Source organism: Singulisphaera sp. GP187, from assembly GCF_900129635.1.
In the GTDB taxonomy this organism is placed as follows: Bacteria; Planctomycetota; Planctomycetia; order Isosphaerales; family Isosphaeraceae; genus Singulisphaera.
In genome coordinates this window covers 253,289-271,109 of sequence record NZ_FSRB01000002.1, presented here as the reverse complement: position 1 = coordinate 271,109, position 17,821 = coordinate 253,289, and the positions used below count along the sequence as shown (strand labels likewise).

15 protein-coding genes are annotated in these 17,821 nt (G+C 66.2%); 8 read left to right on the top strand and 7 right to left on the bottom strand.

Annotated features, from left to right (window positions below):
• Positions 1-209: 209 nt before the first annotated feature.
• Together BUS42_RS25560 and BUS42_RS25555 are read right to left on the bottom strand one after the other, a co-directional pair.
• Entirely contained in the window at positions 210-965 is a 756-nt protein-coding gene (locus tag BUS42_RS25560) for an anti-sigma factor family protein (RefSeq protein ID WP_074311770.1), read from the bottom strand.
• Between the two features lies 1 nt (position 966).
• Positions 967-1,494, bottom strand: a complete 528-nt coding sequence (locus tag BUS42_RS25555) for a sigma-70 family RNA polymerase sigma factor (RefSeq protein ID WP_074315313.1) — start codon at positions 1,492-1,494, stop codon at positions 967-969.
• A 455-nt stretch (positions 1,495-1,949) separates the two neighbouring features.
• Here BUS42_RS25555 and BUS42_RS43070 point away from each other — a divergent pair, with 455 nt between their 5' ends.
• From BUS42_RS43070 to BUS42_RS25530, 5 genes are all read left to right on the top strand, one after another.
• Complete coding sequence (locus tag BUS42_RS43070) at positions 1,950-4,865, top strand: TIGR03118 family protein (protein ID WP_074311768.1); 2,916 nt, start codon at positions 1,950-1,952, stop codon at positions 4,863-4,865.
• A 99-nt stretch (positions 4,866-4,964) separates the two neighbouring features.
• Positions 4,965-5,393, top strand: a complete 429-nt coding sequence (locus BUS42_RS25545; protein WP_216821086.1) for a cupredoxin domain-containing protein — start codon at positions 4,965-4,967, stop codon at positions 5,391-5,393.
• Between the two features lie 57 nt (positions 5,394-5,450).
• Positions 5,451-6,407 carry a metallophosphoesterase family protein gene (locus BUS42_RS25540; RefSeq protein WP_074311766.1) on the top strand — a complete coding sequence of 319 codons (957 nt, stop codon included), beginning with the start codon at positions 5,451-5,453 and terminating at the stop codon, positions 6,405-6,407.
• A gap of 405 nt (positions 6,408-6,812) precedes the next feature.
• Complete coding sequence (locus BUS42_RS25535) at positions 6,813-7,664, top strand: UDP-2,3-diacylglucosamine diphosphatase (RefSeq protein ID WP_254053788.1); 852 nt, start codon at positions 6,813-6,815, stop codon at positions 7,662-7,664.
• Positions 7,661-8,473: a class I SAM-dependent methyltransferase gene (locus BUS42_RS25530; RefSeq protein WP_074311764.1), complete on the top strand. Its 813-nt coding sequence runs from the start codon at positions 7,661-7,663 to the stop codon at positions 8,471-8,473. The genes BUS42_RS25535 and BUS42_RS25530 overlap by 4 nt, the downstream gene beginning before the upstream one ends.
• A 34-nt stretch (positions 8,474-8,507) precedes the next feature.
• On the opposite strand, the gene BUS42_RS25525 is transcribed toward BUS42_RS25530, so the two are convergent.
• From BUS42_RS25525 to BUS42_RS25505, 5 genes are read right to left on the bottom strand one after another with little or no spacing between them, the layout of a single operon-like run.
• A complete protein-coding gene (locus BUS42_RS25525) occupies positions 8,508-9,041 on the bottom strand; it encodes a hypothetical protein (RefSeq protein WP_074311762.1) in 534 nt (177 codons plus the stop codon).
• A gap of 54 nt (positions 9,042-9,095) precedes the next feature.
• Entirely contained in the window at positions 9,096-11,180 is a 2,085-nt protein-coding gene (locus BUS42_RS25520; RefSeq protein ID WP_074311760.1) for an aminotransferase class III-fold pyridoxal phosphate-dependent enzyme, read from the bottom strand.
• 7 nt (positions 11,181-11,187) lie between these two features.
• Entirely contained in the window at positions 11,188-13,044 is a 1,857-nt protein-coding gene (locus BUS42_RS25515) for a hypothetical protein (RefSeq protein WP_074311758.1), read from the bottom strand.
• A complete protein-coding gene (asd, locus tag BUS42_RS25510; RefSeq protein ID WP_074311756.1) occupies positions 12,998-13,924 on the bottom strand; it encodes an archaetidylserine decarboxylase in 927 nt (308 codons plus the stop codon). Before asd ends, BUS42_RS25515 begins: the two co-directional genes overlap by 47 nt.
• Positions 13,921-15,417 (bottom strand): FAD-dependent oxidoreductase, encoded by a 1,497-nt coding sequence (locus tag BUS42_RS25505; protein ID WP_074311754.1) that lies wholly within the window; start codon positions 15,415-15,417, stop codon positions 13,921-13,923. Before BUS42_RS25505 ends, asd begins: the two co-directional genes overlap by 4 nt.
• Before the next feature lie 170 nt (positions 15,418-15,587).
• Between BUS42_RS25505 and BUS42_RS25500 the strand changes: the two genes are divergently transcribed.
• The 3 genes from BUS42_RS25500 to BUS42_RS25490 all read left to right on the top strand — a co-directional run bounded on the left by BUS42_RS25500 (position 15,588) and on the right by BUS42_RS25490 (position 17,721).
• Entirely contained in the window at positions 15,588-16,034 is a 447-nt protein-coding gene (locus BUS42_RS25500) for a hypothetical protein (RefSeq protein WP_074311752.1), read from the top strand.
• Positions 16,035-16,136: 102 nt separating this feature from the next.
• Entirely contained in the window at positions 16,137-16,490 is a 354-nt protein-coding gene (locus tag BUS42_RS25495) for a PadR family transcriptional regulator (RefSeq protein WP_074311750.1), read from the top strand.
• Positions 16,491-16,533: 43 nt separating this feature from the next.
• A complete protein-coding gene (locus tag BUS42_RS25490) occupies positions 16,534-17,721 on the top strand; it encodes a Clp protease N-terminal domain-containing protein (protein ID WP_074311748.1) in 1,188 nt (395 codons plus the stop codon).
• The last annotated feature ends 100 nt before the right edge of the window (positions 17,722-17,821 follow it).

Here is a 17,821-nt window from a genome sequence, read left to right as displayed (position 1 = left end):
CGGGTCCATTCGTCGCTGGGCTACCTGGCACCGGCCGAGTTCGAGCGGCAGTGGCTCAAAGGGCAATCAGTCACGGCCGGGCGGTAGCAAACGGCTGAGGGGCCAAATGCGCTCGGCGTCCGGTCATCCAAAAGTGCGTCCTCTGCACCGTGAGACACACCGACGGCAGGATTCGCCACAATCGGTCATTCTGCCCGGCCGGCCCTGTATTAGCCCTGGATGAGGCGAACGAACTCTTGCAGTTCGCCCTCGTTGAGGTCGGAGACGGCCCAGAACGTCATCCCCGAGTTCGTCCATCTCAGCATGTGGAACCCTTGCCGTGATGCCTTCGCCGGCGCCGCATCGTCGGCCGGTGACGACGGCCAGACGAACAGGTTGATGGTGTGCCGGCGGCGCTGGTAGACGATCGCCGCCACGGGCCGGCCGTGGAGGTAGTCGAGTCGCCCCCCGACGAGGGGGAAGCCCTGGTCCGTCAGGTCCTTCGCCGGGGGCGCGAAGTCGAGCTTCCCCTCGAACCACGGCTTGACCGTGTGCGGGTCGGAGGACACCACGTCGAACCGGTGCGAGGGGAGCATCTGCGAGCGGACGTGGCTCGCGACCAGCTCCCGCGTCAGGAACGCATCGTCGCCGGGGACACGCAGGATGTGTGCCAACCCCCAGCCCACGGCCGTCATCAACGCCAGCGAGGCCGCCAAGGCGATCAGCGGACCGGGACCCAGGCGCGGGGTTCGGTCCGCACGGGTTGCCCTGCGCACGGACGACCGCACGCGCCCCGCCAGACCGGGAGGTGCCTGATAGTAAGGGACGCTGCTCTTGATCGCGGCCCGTACTGCCTGCAGGCCCGCCAGGGCGTTCGCACAGTCTGGGCACTCCGGAAGGTGACGCTCGATCTCCAGGCTCGTCACCAGGTCGAGCTCGCCGTCGGCGTAGCCGTGGATGAGTGCTCGGGTCTCTCGGCAATCCAAGTTAAGGCTCCCAGTCCCCGCAGTCGCCGAGTCGTTGATGCAGCCGCTCGCGGGCACGGGCCAGGCGGGACATGACCGTACCCAGGGGAATCTCGGCGATGGCAGCGATCTCCTTGTAAGATAGACCTTCCAGCTCGCGCAGGACCACCACCTCGCGGAGCTCCACGGGCAATTCTTCCAGAGCTCGTCGGACCGACTGCTGGGCTTCCTCGCGCAGGAGAGATTGTTCGGGGGCCATGGTGTCGGATTCGACGCTGTGGATTTCCTCATCATAAGCCGTCGCGGGGCCGCGCGCCCGCTTCTGTTCGAGCCAGGTGTAACAGGCATTGCGCACGATCGTGAGCAGCCAGGCGCGGGCGTTCGCCCCGTGGAATCCGCCGAAGAATTTCAGGGCGCGCAGATAGGCCGCTTGCACCAGGTCCTCCGCATCATGGTCGTCGTGGGTCAGCCAGCGCGCCAGGTTGTACGCGGCGTCCAGGTGCGGTAGGAGGGCTTGTTCAAACCGCTCTCGCTCCTCGGCTCTTTGCAACGGCGATTCCACCTCTTCGTTGACCCCTCAGTAATATATGACCGCGCATCTTGCTGTTTTACTCCCAAGCCTTCGCCAGAAATAGGGCTCAGTCGATCCGTCACCGCCTCGCTCGCGGCAAATTCCCGGGTATCCGAAGCCCGCGGGAATAATCTCCGGGTCGGGGCGGTCTAGGTTGTTGGCGTCGGGAGCTTGAGCCCGACTCGTGTCCGGCAAGCGTCGGGACGTCAGAGGTCCGGCGGTGCTTGCTCGAAGGACGGGAAGACCACCGTGGCCCGCGCCACGATGCGACCCCGTCGGTCTGCGCAAGGAGCCCGCGATGCGACCGGTCCGGTGGCATCGACCGCGGCTCCTTCCTCGGCCAACCCCTTTGTCCTTGGACGGGAACCGCTCGCAGTTCTCACGGGGAGTCCCCGTGACGAGCGGGTCCACGATTGACGTGAACGGAGCATCTCATGTTATTTCCACTCTGGACCGGCTCACGCACTCGGGAGTACCGATCGTCTCGGGTCAGAAATCGCCGATCGCGGGCCCGCCGCCCGAGCATCGAGTCGCTCGACGAGCGCTGCCTGCTCTCGGCCGACGTGGTCATCCAATGGAACCAGGCGGTCCTGACCGCCATCCGGAACGAGAAACCGACGATCGGCTTCCTGACCCGCGACCTGGCGATCGTGCAGTCAGCGATCTACGACGCGGTGAACGGCATCGACCATACGTCCAGCGTCTTTCACGTTCAGGTGGATGCACCGGCCGATGCGTCGCCCGTGGCGGCGGCCGCTGCGGCGGGGCTCTTCACCGCGTCTGCCCTCTTCCCGACCGACGCGGCATTGTTCCAGGCGACGTATCAGGCGTCCCTGGCAAATGTCCCTGACGGCCGGGCCAAGACCGACGGCATCGCCGTGGGGCGATTCGTCGCTGAGCAGACCCTGATCTGGCGCGCCACAGATGGCGCGAACGCCGTGGTGAACGACACGCCGGGAACCAACCCGGGGGATTGGCGACCGACGCCGACCGCCTTCGCGCCGGCCCAGACGCCGCAATGGCCCGATGTCACGCCCTTCGCCCTGAACAGCGGCTCCCAGTTCCGGCCGGGCCCACCCCCGGCGTTGACCAGTCCCAAGTACACGGCCGCCTTCAACGAGGTGAAAGACTTCGGACGCGTGGACAGCACCGTCCGCACGGCCCAGCAGACCGACGTGGCCCGGTTCTGGGAGGGCAAGGCCGGCACCCCCCAGATCGCCGGCTACTGGAACGAGATCGCAGAGAGCGCCGCCCTGTCTCAGAACAACACGCTGGATCAGAACGCGCGGCTGTTCGCCGAGTTGAACGTCGCGCTGGCCGACGAGACGATCGCCTTCTTCGATGCCAAGTATACGTACAACCGGTGGCGCCCGGTCACGGCCATCCAACTCGCCGGCCAGGACGGCAATCCCGACACCGTCGCCGACCCGAACTGGCTGCCGCTGAACAACACGGCGAACCACCCGTCGTGGGTCTCCGCGCACGGCGGCATCAGCGGCGCGGCTGCGGCGACACTTGACAACTTCTTCGGTACCGACAACATCAGCTTCCGTCTGACATCCGAGGATTTGAAGGGCGAAACGCATTCGTTCTCTAGCTTCTCGGCCGCGGCGACCGAGGCGGAGAATAGCGTCGTCTGGAGCGGGAATCATTTCCGGTTCGATGTCACGGCCGGTGACGCTCAGGGCCGATCGGTGGCCCAGTTCATCGACCAGAACTTCTTCAAGCCGCTCCCGGGCAGCGCCTACCAGCAGACCAACCTCGTCTCCAACGTCCCCGGTCTCGCCCCCACGACCGACCCGAACCTTCAGAACCCCTGGGGCCTCTCGCAGACCCCCGACGGCCAGTTCCGCGTGGCGGACAACCACGCAGGCGTGGCGACGCTGTACGACGCCTCTGGGCACATCGTCGGCGCACCGATCACCATTCCCACGCCCCCGGGCGTCACGCCCCCCGCCGCCCCCAACGGCAACGTCTTCAACACCACCAGTGACTTTGTCATCAGCCACGGCGGCAAGAGGGCGCCGGCGACCGTGATCTTCTCGACCGAGGACGGCACCATCGTCGGCTTTAACCCCACGGTGGACAGGCACGAGGGCGTGATCGCGGCCGACCTGTCCCAGAGCGGGGCGGTCTTCAAGACCCTCACCGCGGGTACCGTCAACGGGGCGAATTACCTCTACGCGAGCGACTTCCACAACGGCACCGTCGACGTCATCGACAAGAAGTTCCAGCTCCACAGCTTCTCCCAGGACCAGTTCACCGACCCGGGCATCCCGGCCGGGTTCGCCCCGTTCGGGCTCAAGAACGTCAACGGCACGCTGTTCGTCACCTACGCCAAGCAGGACGACGCCAGGCACGACGACGTCGCGGGCGTGGGCAACGGCTTCATCGACGAGTTCACCCTCAGCGGCCAGTTCATCACGCGGTTCGCCTCGCAGGGGTTGCTCAATTCGCCGCACGGGATCGCCGTCGCCCCGGACAACTTCGGGCAGTTCAGCAACGCCCTGCTCGTCGGCAACTTCGGCGACAGCAAGGTCAACGCGTTCGACCTGAAGACCGGCGCGTTCCTCGGCCAGCTCAGCGACGCCCAGGGCCACCCCCTGATCCTCAACGGCGGGGTCCGGGAGGGCGACACCAAGGGCCTCTGGGGACTCACGTTCGGCAATGGCCACGGGGGCGCAGCCACCAACTCCCTCTTCTTCGCCGCGGGCATCAACGATGAGAACAACGGGCTATTCGGCAAGGTGACAGTGAGCGGCGAGGACTTCGGCCACAACGGCATCGTGGTGAAGACCCCTCATTTCTACGAGCATTACGTCGGGCCACAGCTGGCCCAGTTGAACGCCGTGGCCGCGGCCGGCGAGCGGCTCCCGAATGGCAATTTCGAGTTCTTCGGCGTCAACCAGGGGGCGATCGACCCGAAGGTTCAGGCGACATACGTCTTCGGAATCGACCGCAATGGCAAGCTGTCCCCCGGACCGTTCCCCGACCGCCCGGACATCCGGTTCGACGCCGTCGTCGTGGTCACCCTCACGCCCGGCCAGGCGCCAACTGCCTCCGTGACCGACTTGACGACCAACAAATCCACGAACTTGCCGAGGGGTTCGGTCCTGATCCGGGGCCAGGTGATCGCGGTGAACGTCCCGGGGGGCCTGCTCCCCTCGATGGGACTCGACCCCTCGCAGTACCGCTTCAACTACTGGGCCAAGGACGGTAACCCCGGGGCGACGCACATTGCCAGCTTCGCCCCCGAGTTCAACGACGCCCAGGTCGGATGGATCGGTGGCGTACGCGAGGTCATGAAGGACGTCCGCAGGGAGGCCCCGTCATTGCTCAGAGGTGACTGACACGTCACCCCCTCGAACCCCTCTTGAGTTGCGAACCTGGTGTACTGAGTTCAAGGAATCGAGACACTCAAGATTGTCTCGGCCGAGATGAGGAGACTCATGATGACGAGTTTGATGCGGAGGATGCTGGTGCTCATCCCGCTGATGGGCCCGATGGGCGTGATGCTTCCAGGTTGTGGCGGAAGTGCCGGGGGGACAATCCCCGTCGGTGGTGACACGGCGGCCAATGCACCTCCGGGTGAGAGTGCCGGCAAGCCGGTGAGTGCTGAACCAAAGCAAATCTCAATCGACAATTTCAAATATGCCCCAGGCACTCTAACCATCCCGGCCGGCACAAAGGTGACCTGGACCAATCACGACGACATGCCGCACACGGTGACGAGCACCGGCAAGCCCAAGATCCTCAACTCGGAGGCTCTGGATACCGACGACCAATACTCGCATGTCTTCGCCGATCCGGGCACGTATATCTACGTGTGCACCATCCATCCCAAGATGTCGGGCCAGGTCATCGTCGAGAAGCGATGACGGCGCCCATGTCAAGTTCAAACCTTCACTCTTAGCAACCACTCAGGATTCATATCCATGCCCTATGAAAACGACCAAGATCACGAGGGCGACGGCGTGGACCGTCGCGGGTTCCTCGAATGCATGGCCTGGGCCGGCACGGGCCTCGTCTGGGCGGTCAGCGGCGGCGTCCTCTCGTCCCGCGCGTTCGGCGCGGGACCCGACCGGAAGGGGAGGGGCGATTTCACGTTCGTCCAAATCAGCGACAGCCACATCGGGTTCTCCAAGGAGACAAACAAGGACGTGACCGCCACGCTCCAGGAGACGGTCGCCAAGATCAACACGCTGCCACGGGCACCGGACCTCCTGATCCACACCGGCGACCTGACCCATCTCTCGAAGCCCGGAGAGTTCGACATCGTCGCTGAGGTCCTCAAGGGCGCCAGGGCCGGCCAGGTCGTCTACGTCCCCGGCGAACACGATGTCTTCACGGACGACGGGAAACAGTACCTGAGGCGTTTCGGCCGGGGGACCATGGGCACCGGCTGGCAGAGCTTCAACCATCAGGGAGTGCATTTCGTCGGTCTCGTCAACGTCATGAGTCTGGGCCTCAAGGCCGGGGGCCTCGGGGTCTTGGGCAAGGAGCAACTGGACTGGCTCAGGAATGACCTGGCGGGGCTCACCAGCAGCACGCCGATCGTGGTGTACGCCCACGTCCCCCTCTGGATGATCTACCCCGAGTGGGGCTGGGGCACCGAGGACGGTCAGCAGGCGCTGAGCTACCTGAAGCGCTTCGGCTCGGTCACCGTGCTGAACGGCCACATCCACCAGATCCTCCAGAAGGTTGAGGGGAACGTCACCTTCCACACGGCGCGATCGACCGCCTTCCCTCAGCCGGCTCCAGGCCAGGCCGCCGGTCCGGGGCCGATCAAGAACGTGCCGGCCGAGAAGTTGCGCAGCATGCTGGGCCTGACGAGCGTGAACTTCATCGCAGGCCGCAGGTCGCTCGCCGTCATCGACTCCACGCTCGGATAGGGCCCCCTGCTTCCGAGGCCCGGCGGCCGTAGCCGCCGGGCTCTTTCCGCAATTCTCGCCGGAAGGACGGGGGCAATCCTTCGCGAGGATTTCCCAACCGCGGCTGGGGGCATGGACCGACCGGTCGATGACGCTGAACCCTCGTCAAACGTGGTTCGGACGCGGCGTTCCGGGTCGGAGATGCCCCGTAACAAGAAGAGGTCGTGAATCTTTCATGAGTAATCACCAAGTCGCTTGGAATCCGGGCGATCGACGGTCATACTCCCACCGCGTGCCCGCGTCTGGATCGCGGGCAGGGCGGGACTCCGGCCTCCGGCTCGGGGGCGAGGAGGATGGTCGAGGTACGCGACTGTCACGACCGCCACACCCGACTGCAGGCCCGGTGAGAGGTTGGGAGCGACACCGATGCGCTACGACTGCCTGGTCATTAGCGACCTGCATCTCGGCAGCGACGTCTGCCAGGCCGTGCTCCTGGAGCAGTTCCTCGAGTGGGCGGTCGAGAACACCGGCGTGCTGGTCATCAACGGCGACATCTTCGACGACCTCAACTTCAACCGGCTCTCGAAGCGGCACTTCGCCTGCCTCAAGATCCTCCGCCGCAACTCCGACCGCGACGACCTCCGCCTGGTCTGGGTCCGCGGCAACCACGACGGCCCCGCCGACGTCGTCGGGCACATCGTCGGCGTCCAGGTCCTCGACGAGTACGTCTTCCGAAACGACCGGCTCCATCTGCTCGCCCTCCACGGTGACCAGTTCGACCGCTTCGTCAACGACTACGGCTGGCTGACGGAGATCGCCTGCGGTCTGTTCTACTACGTCCAGAAGTGGGCGCCTCACCAAACCGCGCGCTACCTCCGGCGGGTCTCCAAGAAGTGGCAGCGCAGCAGCGTCTCGATCCGCGACGGGGCCGTCGCTTACGCGGCGTCGAAGGGCTTCCGCCACGTGACCTGCGGCCACACCCACCTGCCCGGCATCGACCAGGTGGGCGATGTGCTCTACGCCAACAGCGGCACGTGGACCGAGCAGCCACCCTGCCCGTTCGTGTCGGTTCGTGGCAGCGAGGTCCGGCTGGAATCCTGGCCACTCGCGACCGACGAGCCTGCCGCCTCGGAACTCGCGCACGCGACGGCGACGCCATCCGACGTCCCGGTGCCCCCCCCGTCGTCGCGGTCGCGGTCTGATCTTCAACGCGACCCTTCGAATTCGTTTCCCCAGACCACCCGACTTCTCCCTATCCGAGGCCACGACACACCATGAGCACGACCGAGGTCCACCATGCCTACAACGACGTCGTCGCGACCCACTACGACCTCGATCCGCAGGGCGTGATCGGGCGGTCCCTCGACCGCGGCATCGCCCAGATGAAGGAGGAAGGCCTGCTGGACGGCGGGGATCTGCGTGTCCTCGACGTCGGCATGGGGACAGGCCTCTTCCTCGAGAAGCTTCGGCTCGCGTCCGGCAGCCCGATTGTTCCCTTCGGGATCGACCTTGCCGAGAACATGCTGGAGGTCGCGCACCGGCGGATCAAGGGCCTGGAGGCGGTGGTCGGCGATGCCTCGAACCTGGACGCCTTTTTCCCGGGCCGGGAGTTTGACTGCGTCTGCACACATTTCGTCACCGGCTTCGTATCGATGCGCGTGCTGGCACCCCAAATCGCGCGCAAGCTCCGGCCCGGCGGCTACTGGTCGCTGGTCGGCGGCACGAGGGCGGCCTATCCGGCCTTGCAGGCGAAGGGGGATTCAAAACTCCTCCGCTGGCTCAGCGGCGCCGGCTCGCGCCAGGTGGACGACACGGTTCTGAACCCGACCGACGAGCGCGAAGTCGCCGAGGTCATGGGCGCCCAGGGCCTCGACGTGATCCGGACCGAGACCTTCCAGCCGCCCCTGACGTTCGAGGACTTCGACACCTTCATGGAGTTCGGCTATCGCGGCGGCTGGCTGACGCCCCTGATCGAGAGCCTCGGGCTGCACCGCGCCGGGTCGGTCAAGCGTTGGGCCCTCGACCGCCTGGTCTTCCCGGTCCAGGATTCGCACAACATCGTGGCCGTGCTCGGCCGCAAGCGATGAGACCGTCGACGGGCGGCGCCGGTCGCGCGACCGCTCACCGCCTCCAGTCCCTCGGGCGGAACACCAGGTAGTTCAGGCAGACCGGTACCTCGTAGAACAGCAGGATGAGGTTCAGGTCGCGCCCCGGCGGGAAGCGCCGGTTGAAGTCGGACATGTCCGCGGCGATCGTCCAGACCTTGTGCCCCCAGGCCTGGACTTTGTAGCCGATCGGGGCCAGCAGGAGGAACAGCGGGGCCGCCCACCCCGGCACCGTCGGCAGCGCCACGACGCTCCCCACGAGCAAACCGAGGAACGCCGCCGTCGCGAGGATCACTCGGGGCGGCGAGTGCATGCCGATGACGAGCAAGTAGGCCGCGGCCAGCCCCACCGGCACTCCCCACGGCGATGGGACGCCGACGAGCCGCGCCCCCTGAGTGAGAAAGGCGTAGACGCCGAACCAAAGCATGGAGAGCGCGAGCAGATGGTTGATGTTGATGCCCGCCTGCGAATGCCGGCCGAGGTGCCGGGTGTAGAGGCCCTCGAAGTCAACGTGAAGCAAGCTCAACGGCCGGGCGGTCCCTGTGCTCATGGTCTGCCTTTCGGATTGGGGATGGTCTCAACAGGTGAGCGAGCCCCGCGACGATCACTCGGGGAGCGGACGTCCCAGGACGTCGATGATCGTCTCGCAGGCCCGGTCGATGTCTTCGGGGCTGACGTTCAACGGCGGGGTGAACTTCAATGTATTCGGCTCGTACTGACAAAAGCCGGCCAATACGGGGGATCGCTCGTGCCGGAGCATGGCCAGCAGGTACGACGCGCCGAGCCGCTTGCGCAGCCAACGGCGCGGCCCCCCTCGCGCGTCCAGCTCGATGGCGATGAGCAGCCCGAAGACCCGCACGTCGCTCACGCCCTTGAGCGGGGCCAGCCCGGCCCGGAGCGCCTGCTCGAACCTCGACCCGGCCTCGGCCACCCGCCCGGCGAGCCCCAGTTCCTCGGCCGCCCGGAGCGCGTTGAGCACGGTCCGGTATCCCAACTCATACCCGTAATGCCCCCGGATCGTTTCCACCAGCCCCGCACCACGGTCCGCGAGCGATTCGGCCACCTCGTCCGAGTAGAGCGTCAGGGAGAAGGGCACCATCATGTCCGACGTCCCCTTGCCCAGGAGCATCACGTCCGGCGTCAGGCCGAACACGCGCGATTGGCTGAACGGCCCGGTCCGGTAAAGGCCCGTCTGCACCTCGTCCACGATCAGCAGGTAGCCCCGGCGTTTCCGTCCCTCGTCGAGGTGGCGCACCAGGGGCTCCGGGATGCGCCTGACCCCGCCCACCGACTGGATGAGCTCGATCTGAACTGCTGCGCAATCATGCCTATCCAGGAGAGTGTCGATTTGAACGCGGGCGTCAGGGGCGAAGGGGTCGACGTAGTGTACCTCGGCGAACAGGGGGCCGATGCGTTCCTTGTAAGAGGGGTTGGCGGTCCCCGTCAGTGAGAACAGCGTCTTCCCCCCGAACCCGGCCCTCAGCGCCAGGACGTGCCGCCGGGGGAACCGCGCGACGAGGGCCGCCTTCAGCGCGTTCTCGACGGCGGTGCCGCCGCTGACCGCGGGCAGGACGTTCCCGAGGCCGGTAAGGACCCGGAGGCGATCCCGGAGTTCGGCCTGGGGAGAACCGAGGCCGCCCACCGGAGACGTCAAAGCTTCCACGTAGCCCGATGGGTTGTGCCCGCGGAGGCTGCACGCGACGCCGCTCACGAAATCGAGGACGGGGCGTCCGTTGACGACGACCGAGCTGCCGACGGCCCGTACGTCCGCCGTCTCGAACCCGGCGGTCCGGATGACCCGGTAGAGCGAGGGGTTGTAATAACGCCGGAACGCTTCCCCCCGACGGGTGAGGTTATCAGCAATCGCCAGCAGTTCATCGGCATGACGGCGGAAGAATCCCGGGTCGGTCGCCGCCATGACGTTCATGAAATGCCGGGTCGAGACCGTATTCGGCTGGAAGGTCGTCGAATGGAACGTGCTCTTCCCCATTCGATTCCAGGCCGCGAACATCGACCGCCGGGCCGTGAAGGCGCCGAAGGGGACGGCGCGGCCGGCGAACGACTCGTCAAAGACGACCACGTCGGGGACGACCTCGCGCAAGACCCCCCGCGCCCCGCCCCGCAGGCGCGCCAGGCTCTCCCGATCGACGCACGTGACGACGGCCGGCTTGTGACGACGCACGAGCTCCCCGATCGCCTCCGCGTGCGTGTCCAGGAGGCCGTCATCCCCGGTGACCAGCACGAGCGGATCGATCACCACCCCATCGAAATCACCCGATCGGAGCCGCTCGGCTACCTCGCCAAAACCGCGACGACCGATCACGCGCACTCCCGGCAAGAACTCGACGCGTCGCCCATCCGTCAGGTCCCAGTCGGCGAACCCGACCAGGCGGTCAGCGGGGTCGAGCACGAGCCCGACCCGGATGCCGTCGACCGCCCCCCGGTTGTACCTTACGAGCTTGATCGCGCCGCCGAGTGCCTCATCGAGCCCGTTCGCCAGGAACGACTGGAACTCCTCACCCCCGCCCGCGGCGCGGCCCGATGGGTCCGCCCACGTCGTGCGGACGTAGCGGTCGAGGCAGAAGCAGGCCTGGGCGACGTGCGGGTTCAGGTAGAGCCTGAGCAGGTTCGGCTCCTGCTCACGCAGCATCGACTCCAGCGTCTCGATCGCAGAGGGTAGCGATTGCATTTGTGGCCTAGTTGCTGTGTTTGCCGGGGTTGCATCGGACGTTCGGGAGGTTCTTCGCCAGGTAGCCGTCGAAGGCCGCCTTGTCGAACCGGAACAGGAACAGGTCGGCCGAGACGCAGTCCTCGTCTCGGAACGGCGAGTGTGGCATGCCGTCGCGCCGGATGTAGCGGAGCTGGATCTTTCGCAGGGCGACCTCGGCGTGCGTCGCCCAGAACCGCTCGAACTCGGCGGGCGTGAGGAACAGTTCCGTGTGCCAGGCGACGTGCCGGCTCAGGGCGTGCATCAGGAACGACGTGACCGGGTTCTCCTCCAGCCGGTCCCACAGCCGCCCTAGCGCGTCGCGCGGCGACTCCTGCGCGGGCCCGGACGGCCCGGACGGCTCGTTGTAGTACTTCGAGATCGTCACCGTGTCGCTCGCCGCGTGCGCCTGCCGGATCTCCACGTTTGCCGCGTCCCGGTCCCGGAGCGCCGCGAGCAGGTCGTCCGCCCCCGCGTTCTTCCACGTCTCGCGCCGGACGTAGTAAGTCGACTTCGGCTTGGTCCGCAGGTAGAGCCGCAGGACCACCATGCGGGACCGTAGGTTGTAAACGTTCTCCCGGAACGCCCCCTCGTCCCGCCCGGCCGAGACGATCCGATCCGAATTCGGGTCGTACAGGACCACCCGGCAGGCCGTGTCCGCGACCGTGGCGTAATCCACGGACGAGCCGTGGATCGGCACGAAGAACGAGGTCCCGACCGACACGAAGGAGTAATTGGGCATGACGAACAGCTCCTCGCCGCGCCCGCCCAGATATTCCCTCGCCCCGCGGATTGTTGCGCCGCAATCCGCCTTCAACACCCTCGGCCCGGCGTGGACCGCCCGACGACAGCAGACGGTCGAGACGATCGTCCTTCCCGGGTACCGATGCCCGAAGTGGTTGACGCCGTTGTTGTACCCCACAACCCGGACGCGCCCGATATTCCCATCGTGGCAGAGCGAGACGATCTCGCGCATCGACCGCGGCTTCAGAGTCCGGACCGACCAGGGCCTCGCCCCCGGGAACCACCTCGACAGCAGGCCCACGGCGAGCGCCACCAGTTGCCCGGCGAGAAGCCACGAGAGGACTCGCGCGACCGCCGTCGCCACCCGCCGCCCGGCGGAGGTCCCCCGGTGGCGCTCCAGCACCTCGCGCCAGGCGAGGTTCGCGCCCAGGTACGTGTAGGCCCTCCGGCGATGCCCCATGGCCCGCCCGGCCGGTCCCACCTCGCCTGTCCCGCCCGGCCGGGCGTCCCCCGACCGCTCGGCCTCGATCGCCGCGAAGAGCTCCTCCCCCTCGATGAAGCAGGTGCGGAGCCGCCCCGGGGCCAGCGGGAACAGCGGACCGAGGCGCCCCAGCCACCGGCTCACGCCTGAATTCGGGCTGAGCACGAGACCCGGCCGGAAGACGGCGACGCGGGCCGCGATGCCGCTCGACCGGACCAGGGCTAGCGCGAGCCGCTCCGTCTCCTCCGCCACCGGGTCGTTGAGGTGGACCCGGAAGGTGCCGACGATCCCAACGAACCCGACGGACCGCCGAGCCGCGGCATCCAGCAACTCCGCGAGCCTGCGCCGCCCGGGCTCGCCGAGGCTCGGGGGCAGGAACACGACCAGGCTCGCCGGGCCGCGACCCCCCTCGTCGTCCACCGGCACGACCTCGACCCGCGCCTCCCGGCCCACAAACGCCGCGAAGTCCGCCGCGATCGCACTTCCGAAGCCGGCGATGAACACGACGTCCCCCCGGTCCGCCGGCTCGGGGCCGGCCGCCGCGCAGAGAACCTCGCCGGCCTCCCCCCGTCGGTCAGACGGGGCGGCCGTGGGGATCGATCCGAAAGACGGGCTGTCCATAGCGGACCCTCTCGTTCGGGGAGACCAGGGGAGTCGCCTCGGGCGACGACGACGCGATCAGCACGACCGTCGAGCCCAACTCGAACGTCGCGATCCAGCCCCCGCGCTCGACCTGCGGGGGAGACGGCCACCGGTATGACTCGACCCGCCTCGAACCCGGCCGAAATCCCGGCGCCAGGGGCAGCGTGATTTTCCCCACCCCCCAACCTGCGACCAGGACGACTGCGCACGACCCCGAGTCTGTTGAGAGACTCAGAATCATGCGTTCGTTCAAAGTGTACACCGGGTACTCGGGCGACTGGCACGGGGGGTGGACCAGCAGTCTCGCCCCCGGGACGTGGACGGCCTCATCGATCCGCCCGTCCGACGGGCTGAAGACGCGATGACAGTCGATCGGCGACAGGAAGATGATTGCAAACTGGCCGCCCTCGTACGGTCGCACGTCCAGGCCGGCGAGCAAAGATTCGACGGAGTAGGCGGTCCCCTTGACCGTGAGGAGCCGTCCCCCCTCCACGCGGCCGAGGTCCTGGACCGTGCCGTCGCACGGGCTCAGCAGGTCCGAGCCGACGGCGGGGATGGGCCGGTGCCCGCGCTTCACGCCCCGGGTGAACAGGGCGTTGAACGTCGGGTAGTCCCCCAACGGGCGCTCCGCCTCCTGCTCGTCCAGCCCGGGCGGGTACATCCTCGCGTAGAGGTCTCGGAACAGACGCTGCCGCAGTCGCCGCGAGGGGATCGGCACTCGAGCGAGCTTCACCCCCAGGACCGCCAGGCAGAAACCCCACAGGCCGCCGTGGATGCGCCGGGCCTGGCGGAACTGCTCCCGTTGGATTGAGGCGCGTCGCCGCGCGCCGGTGTCGGGTGGCCTCCCCGGAGTGTTCATAGCTCGGCCACCACCTTGGACGCCACCCGCAGCGCGTTGGCCATGATTGTCAGCCCGGGCCCGACCCCCAGCGATGTCGGCAGGGAGCTGCCGTCCACCGCGAAGATGTCCGGGTTTGCGAACATCCGGCAGTCCGGGTCCAGGACGGCGTGGGTGGGGTCGGTGCCGAACCGCAGGGTCCCGCACTGGTGGGCGACGTGCTCGTGCGACGAATACCGCGGCGCGATGCAGTACACCGCGCCCGACTTCCGCAAGATCCGGGCGATGTATGGGGTCATGTGCTTGCGCCGGGTCAGGTCATACTTGCCGTACCGATGCGTGATCTTCCCGCTCCCGTCCGGCCCCAGGGTCACGCAGTTGGCGGGGTTGGGCAGGTCCTCGATAATCCCCGCCAGCGGCAGCATCCTCTGCCGCACGAACAACCGAACCGCGGCGGGCAGGAACGGCGACGCCCTGGCCACCATGAGCGGGCCGGGCACCGCCAGCGACTGCACCAGTCCCATCTTGTGCGGATACTCCTTCGTGCCGAAATAGTAGTCCGAGAAGCCCACCTGCTTGATGAACGACAAGTCGCCGCTCGTCGCCCTGGGGTAGACGCCCGCAACGATCGCGCACAGGTGCAGCATGTAATTCCGCCCGATCAGCGGGTGCGTCATCCCCGACCTTAGCAGCAACAGCGGCGACCCGAACGCCCCCGCCGCCAGCGCGTAGCGGCGGGCACGGTACTGACGTCGCCGACCCGTGGTGCGGTCCAGCACCGTGATCACCGTCGCCCCCGTGCCGCGCTCCCGGGCCAGCCGCTCCACCTCGACCCGCGTCTGGACCTCAAGTGCGAGACCCTGGTCCTGGGCAGAGTCGAGCAGTTGGGCCGCCGAGCCGCGCGCCCCGGTGGGGCAGACGAAGCCGGCGCAGAGGGCGCAGCGCAGGCACTTCGACGAATCGATCGCCATCGGCAGCCGGAAGGGATGCAGGCCGTGCTGGCGGCTGGTGGCGATGAGCCTTTGATTCAGCGAGTGCAGGGGCAGGGGCTCCCCCACGAACCCCCGGGCCGGCTTGCGCAACGGCCCAAAATCGTCCTCCCCGCAGCCCGTGACGCCGTAGAGCCGCTCGGCCTCGGTATAGTACGGCTCCATGTCCCCGTAGGAGATCGGCCAGTCCCAGATCGCCTTCGGGATCCTCTTGCCGTAGTACCGCCCCGGCTGGAAGTCCTGCTCGCTCGGTCGGATCAGCGCACCGCCGTACACGCTCGTTCCCCCGCCCAAGATGCCGCCCATATACAGGCGCTTCGGCCGGCCGTTGAGCTTGATCACTCTGTCGTCGTACGGCCCCTTGTCGATGAGAACCGCCTTCTCGTCGAAACTCGGGTCGCCGGCCGTCTGCCGATCGCCCCGCTCCAGGACCAGGACCGACTTCCCCGCCCGTGCACACGCGTAGGCGAAGGTGGCACCTCCCGCGCCGCCCCCGACGACGATGACATCGAAATCGAATAGCAACTCGGGTCTCCCGACGACCCCGGCATGCGGTCGGTCAGATAGCTGGTGGCAAATGATTATGCATACCAGCGGCGGGGCCGGACTCAAGTATATTATTGGGATTTCATGTAATCTTTAACGAAATCGCTTATTCCTACGACATTATTCCCGATTTCTTCATCGATCCGAAAATGCAGGGACCACAAGTTGCACGCATCGTCCGTCAAGATTCGGCTCGTGAATGGGACGGTTTCGGGGTTCGACGGGCCGAGGAGGAATCCTCCCAGAGCTACGGCTCCCTAAGGGAAACCGGCACGACCGAGCTTGTGTCGGTCGCGATGCATGACGCCGACTGGCTGAAGGCTTTCAACGCATCGGCGGACCGCGATATCGCGGCGAACAGAACCTACCAGGAGGTCCTGGAACGGGTCGAGGTAAGCGATGGGGATTTCGACGCGGAGCTGGATCGCGCCAAGGGGATTCTGGAAACGGCTCGGCGGGAGATCCAGGACCCGATCTTCCGGAAGACGGTGGATCGGCAATTGACCCAGCATGATGGGCTGAAATCGCTCTTTTCCGAGTCGGCGAAGCATCGGGCCGAAGTGTTGGGCCACGCCGCGGCCGACTGGAAGGCTTAGCACTCTTCGCCTGGGAAGCTCTCCGAAATCCAGCCTGGCGGCCTTCGTTATTTTTCCGGTGCTGTCCTTGAATTCTATTCCTAGGCTGTCTAGGATAATCGTATGGAAGCAATCAACGGGGATAAGCTCAGGGGCCATCTTGAAGCCCTGATTCTTGCGACGCTGGAACGCGGCGAAGCGCACGGGTTGGAAATCCTTCGGCGATTGGAAGAGGCCGGTTGTGGTCTTCTCCTGCTCAAGGAAGGGTCACTTTATCCCGCGCTCTACCGGCTTGAAGCCGCAGGGCAAGTTAAGGCCGTGTGGGAGAATCAGCCCCATGCAAGGCGTGGCGCTCGTCGACGCATTTATCACCTCACGGCGAAGGGTCAACAGAAGCTGCGCCAATGTCGCGAAGAATGGAAAACGTTTGTGAATACCCTCGGAGGAATTCTGGGGGCGCAGGCACTCACGAACTGAGTCGGATTGCATTGATCGCGATCTCGAATCGGGAGAATCGAGCATGTTTGAAAACTTCACGCCTCGGGCGCGAACTGTCATGAAGTTGGCCGACGAGGAAGCGCGGGGATTCGGGCATCAACACGTCGGCACAGAGCACATTCTGTTGGGGTTGATCAACGACGCTAGCAGCGTCGGCGCCAAAATCCTCAAGTCACACGGCATCGACCTCGCGATGGTTCGCCTGGAGGTAGAGAATCGCGTCGGTCGCGACCCGGTCGCCATTTCCACAGGCGAACGATCGTTGACACCACGCGCCAAGCAGGTCGTCGAGTACGCCGTCGGCGACGCGTCGAACCTGGATCTCGTTGCCGACGTCGACCACCTGTTCTTCGGTTTGCTTCATGACCGTGATGGCGTCGCGGCGCTGATCCTTTTAGACGCAGGACTCCAGCCGGACTTGGTGAGCCGGGAAGTGAGGAACGTCATGGCATCGAAATACAAGATTGTTGAGAGCGCTGTCCGCTCGATTCGAGCGAGCATGTCGCGGAAGCGAACAATCCGCGAGGAACTTCTCGCTCATCTGGCATCGACTGTCGAGGAGGAGCTGAGCCGCGAAGACGACTGCGTGACCGCCATGAACGAAGCCGCACGGAGATTCGGAGACTCTGCCGAACTCGGCCGCGAACTTGAAGCCACTCTTCCGCCAAGCGAGCGAATCGCTTGCTATCTGGAACGCAGGTTCGGGTGGAAGCCGCCCGAATCCGCCGCACGACTTTCCTTGCGACTGGCGGCTCAAACATTTTGTCTCATCGCCATCGTGTGCAGTCTGTTGGTCGCCGGTGTCGCCTCGCTTGATGGATGGCAACCCCACGGAATGAAAACACTCTGGCTTACGTTCGCGCTATTGGTGGTCGTTCCACCTTGGCAATTCGCCAGCGCTCTTTTGTACTTCAAGTTGCGAGATTCCCTGTTGGGAGCGTGTTGGGCACGGAAGTCGCCGCCCAAGGCCATCGTGCTCAACTTGCTGATCGCGTTGGTCGCTCTTGGCTCGGTCCTTGGGTTCGGTGCCGTGGCGGCTTGGGACTTGACCGGCGCTGTCCAATTCCTGTCCGCGGGCTGCGGCATCGCACTCGTGGCGGCCGGAGGGGCGTTCGTCCAGGCCTGGTGCTGGGGCAGGACCGAAATCGCCGACGCAACTTGGGCGTGTTTGACGATCAAGGGTTTGCAAAGCCCGGGAGCCACTCAGTAAAGGGGCAAGAGATGAGTGCAATACGCGTGATGGGTATTCTGTCGCTGTGCGCACTGGTAACCGTGGAATCGATCGGCCAGGCCGACCCGCCGCCCCAGCC

Bases quoted from the DNA above. Each gene is read 5' to 3' on its own strand.
- BUS42_RS43070 (WP_074311768.1), top strand. From the start codon at position 1,950: ATGTTATTTCCACTCTGGACCGGCTCACGCACTCGGGAGTACCGATCG.
- BUS42_RS25545 (WP_216821086.1), top strand. From the start codon at position 4,965: ATGATGACGAGTTTGATGCGGAGGATGCTGGTGCTCATCCCGCTGATG.
- BUS42_RS25540 (WP_074311766.1), top strand. From the start codon at position 5,451: ATGCCCTATGAAAACGACCAAGATCACGAGGGCGACGGCGTGGACCGT.
- BUS42_RS25535 (WP_254053788.1), top strand. From the start codon at position 6,813: ATGCGCTACGACTGCCTGGTCATTAGCGACCTGCATCTCGGCAGCGAC.
- BUS42_RS25530 (WP_074311764.1), top strand. From the start codon at position 7,661: ATGAGCACGACCGAGGTCCACCATGCCTACAACGACGTCGTCGCGACC.
- BUS42_RS25525 (WP_074311762.1), bottom strand. From the start codon at position 9,041: ATGAGCACAGGGACCGCCCGGCCGTTGAGCTTGCTTCACGTTGACTTC.
- BUS42_RS25520 (WP_074311760.1), bottom strand. From the start codon at position 11,180: ATGCAATCGCTACCCTCTGCGATCGAGACGCTGGAGTCGATGCTGCGT.
- BUS42_RS25515 (WP_074311758.1), bottom strand. From the start codon at position 13,044: ATGGACAGCCCGTCTTTCGGATCGATCCCCACGGCCGCCCCGTCTGAC.
- asd (WP_074311756.1), bottom strand. From the start codon at position 13,924: ATGAACACTCCGGGGAGGCCACCCGACACCGGCGCGCGGCGACGCGCC.
- BUS42_RS25500 (WP_074311752.1), top strand. From the start codon at position 15,588: ATGCAGGGACCACAAGTTGCACGCATCGTCCGTCAAGATTCGGCTCGT.
- BUS42_RS25495 (WP_074311750.1), top strand. From the start codon at position 16,137: ATGGAAGCAATCAACGGGGATAAGCTCAGGGGCCATCTTGAAGCCCTG.
- BUS42_RS25490 (WP_074311748.1), top strand. From the start codon at position 16,534: ATGTTTGAAAACTTCACGCCTCGGGCGCGAACTGTCATGAAGTTGGCC.